The 2601-nt window shown below is 65.5% G+C and carries 4 protein-coding genes; 2 read left to right on the top strand and 2 right to left on the bottom strand.

Annotation, left to right across the window (positions count from 1 at the left end; translation table 11 throughout):
- Nucleotides 1-524 (top strand): NADP-dependent oxidoreductase (locus A5711_RS11175; protein ID WP_156673239.1); only part of this gene is annotated, 524 nt, incomplete at its 5' end.
- Between the two features lie 2 nt (nucleotides 525-526).
- On the opposite strand, the gene A5711_RS11170 is transcribed toward A5711_RS11175, so the two are convergent.
- On the bottom strand, nucleotides 527-1363 hold the full coding sequence (locus A5711_RS11170) for a class I SAM-dependent methyltransferase (protein WP_067946390.1): 837 nt from the start codon (nucleotides 1361-1363) through the stop codon (nucleotides 527-529).
- A gap of 64 nt (nucleotides 1364-1427) precedes the next feature.
- A complete protein-coding gene (locus A5711_RS11165) occupies nucleotides 1428-2084 on the bottom strand; it encodes a heme-binding protein (RefSeq protein WP_067946388.1) in 657 nt (218 codons plus the stop codon).
- 148 nt (nucleotides 2085-2232) lie between these two features.
- Here A5711_RS11165 and A5711_RS11160 point away from each other — a divergent pair, with 148 nt between their 5' ends.
- Nucleotides 2233-2487 (top strand): hypothetical protein, encoded by a 255-nt coding sequence (locus A5711_RS11160; RefSeq protein ID WP_067946386.1) that lies wholly within the window; start codon nucleotides 2233-2235, stop codon nucleotides 2485-2487.
- The last annotated feature ends 114 nt before the right edge of the window (nucleotides 2488-2601 follow it).

Raw genomic sequence — 2601 nt, 5'->3', positions numbered from 1 at the left:
CGGTCGCCGGCCAACTCGCCAAGGCCGCCGGGGCTCGTGTCGTCGGGATCGCGGGTGGTCCCGAGAAGTGCGAGCTGCTCACCGACCAGCTCGGCTTCGACGCGGCCGTCGACCACCGCGCCGACGACTGGGCCGCCCAGCTGGCAGCGGCGACACCGAATGGCATCGACGTCGACTTCGAAAACGTCGGTGGCGACCTGATGGACGCGATCTTCGCGCGCCTCAACATCGGCGCCCGCGTCGCGCTGTGCGGCCTGATCTCCGGCTACAACGCGGCCGATCCCCCGCCGGGTCCGCGCGCGTTCGGCAACCTGCTCATTCAGCGCGCCACCTTGCAGGGTTTCATCGTGCTCGACCACTTCGGGCGCGCGCCCGAAGCGATGACGGAAATCGCGGGCCTGATCGAGGCCGGGAAGCTCACGCCGCTCGAGACCGTCGTCGAGGGCTTCGAGCAGCTCCCGACTGCGATCAACATGCTCTTCGACGGCAAGAACGTCGGCAAGCTGGTGGTCAAGGTCGGCTGACCTCAGCCGAATTCGAGTAGGGCGAAGACACCGCGATACGGCTTCGCGGGCGGGAAACGCCAAAACGCGGGATACAGCTTCCCAAAGAACAAGCCCCGTCCGGCGGGCATCGGTACGTCGTGCACCCCACGGATCCCCGGCACGGATTCCGCGAGCTTCGCCAGTTGACGCACCGAGAGGCTGAAGGGCATCGGCGGTACCCGGTAGCGCTTGGACGAACGCAGCCCCCTTCGCGCGACCTTCTTGACGATCGTGGGCGGTAGGTCGAAGAACATCCATCCGCCGGGAAAGCGCTTGGCGCACTGAGTAATCAGTCCCAGCGCCTCATTGGGCTGCAGGTACATCAGCAGTCCTTCGGCGGTGATGAACACGCCGTTGGCGGTGTCCACCTTGTCCATCCAGCTGTAGTCGAGGGCGGACTGCGCGAGGTGAGTGATCCGCGGCGAGGGCGGCAGCAGCCGTTGCCGAAGGTCGATGACCTCAGGCAAATCCACCGACAGCCAACTGAATTGTGCGCCGGGTAGCGCGCGGTCCAAGCGCCAGAAGGACGTCTGGAAACCTTCGGCAAGCGCGGCCACCGTCGCCCGGGGGTGCGCGGTCAGGTATTCGGTCGCACATCGGTCGATGGCCAGCGAGCGCAGCGCCATCTCCTGGCCTCTGCGCCCGAACTTTTCGAAGTCGAAGTCGAAGGACTCCACCAATTTGATGGCCATCGGATCGTCGATGATCGGGTCCGGGTGCCCGGCCTGGTATGCCCTGCCGTAGAGGGTCAGCAGCGCCGTTTCCGAAACACCGGTCAGCAGCCTGGCATCCACCTTCTGGCCGTGTCGATTCGTCATCACGCCAAACCGTAACCGGCTCAGCGCCGGATGTAGATGCCCACGCGCCGTCGGTGCCGAGCGGCTAGGCCGGTGCCGAAGCCGGATCGATCGGAATCGCGATCTCGTTGCGCCGCCGCATCGGCAGCGTCCAAGGCGGATCGTAGAACCAGGCCTCCGCCTCCCCGGTGGTCTTGATCCCGTTGTCCCGCAATGTTTTCAGGAGCTCATCGGTGCGAGATGCGACCGCCTTGGGGCTGCGATCACCGCTGAATCGCAGCACGGCTATGGTCGCGGGCGGCACGCTGACGAGGCGGACTCGATCATCTTTGGGCGCGGGAAGGGTCTCCATCGTCCACTTCTGCGGCATGAAGAACCGAATCACCCAGCCACTCTCGGGGCCGGCGGACTGGACGACGGGCGCGGTCATCGCGATCTGCTGGCCGGCCCGGCCCGGTTGCTGGCTGACGGGTGCCGTCATCGAGATCGATTCGTTGCCCCGATTGCCGCCGAATATGTATCCCGCCAGCCGTCGGAACCCCATGTCACGAGCGCGGTTTTCGTCGGCGTCGACTGTCGTCTCGGCGGCAATCCGCGGACCGTAGCGGCGTATCTCGACGCTGTCGGTGAGCGGATGGCGCGTGTATTTCGGTTCCTCGAGGCCAACGCGAATGCCTCCTACCGCCAGAACCGATTCGGCGACCTGCTCGGCGAGCTTGATCGGGTTCATCATCAGGACCATTTGACCGACTCAGCCCTGGGGGCGCAAGGGGTAAGGAGAAGGCGCGGCTTCCGCGCGTGGCGGGTTGGGATCGGTAGCCGATCCGGGGGTCTGTACTTGGCCCAACGACGACGCCAGTCCGGCGGCGCCCCACGAAAGGAAGTCAGAAATGAAGATCGTCCCGGCCAGCATCGAAGAGCAGATCAATCGGGTGGACCGGCAGCGCAGCCTCTACATAGGGCTCAGCGCCGGCGCGGTGGCGCTGTGGAGCGCCTTCCGGCTGATCTGGGCCCTCTACATCGGGATGACATTCGGCTGGTTCCTGGGGTCGATGGTCTTCCAACTGGTGCTATGGGGCGTGATCGGTGCGGTCTCGGTGGTCGCGGCGGCCGGGTTCCTGACCCGCTACGCCAAGGGATCTTGACTCGTCCAGAGGGCAGCGCGAAGTTCCGAACCTCATGGAGGTTCGGAACTTTTGCGTTCGGAGGTTAGAGCTGGGCCCGGTGCACGGACCGGATCGATTACCTAGCGCAGCTCT

It is taken from the genome of Mycobacterium sp. E2238 (assembly GCF_001672665.1).
Taxonomy (GTDB): domain Bacteria; phylum Actinomycetota; class Actinomycetes; order Mycobacteriales; family Mycobacteriaceae; genus Mycobacterium.
The sequence above is the reverse complement of the archived record's forward strand: the minus strand, read 5'-3'. Positions and strand labels throughout refer to the sequence as shown.

Coding starts and splice junctions, on each gene's coding strand:
- A5711_RS11170 (WP_067946390.1), bottom strand. CDS start 1,363: ATGACGAATCGACACGGCCAGAAGGTGGATGCCAGGCTGCTGACCGGT.
- A5711_RS11165 (WP_067946388.1), bottom strand. CDS start 2,084: ATGGTCCTGATGATGAACCCGATCAAGCTCGCCGAGCAGGTCGCCGAA.
- A5711_RS11160 (WP_067946386.1), top strand. CDS start 2,233: ATGAAGATCGTCCCGGCCAGCATCGAAGAGCAGATCAATCGGGTGGAC.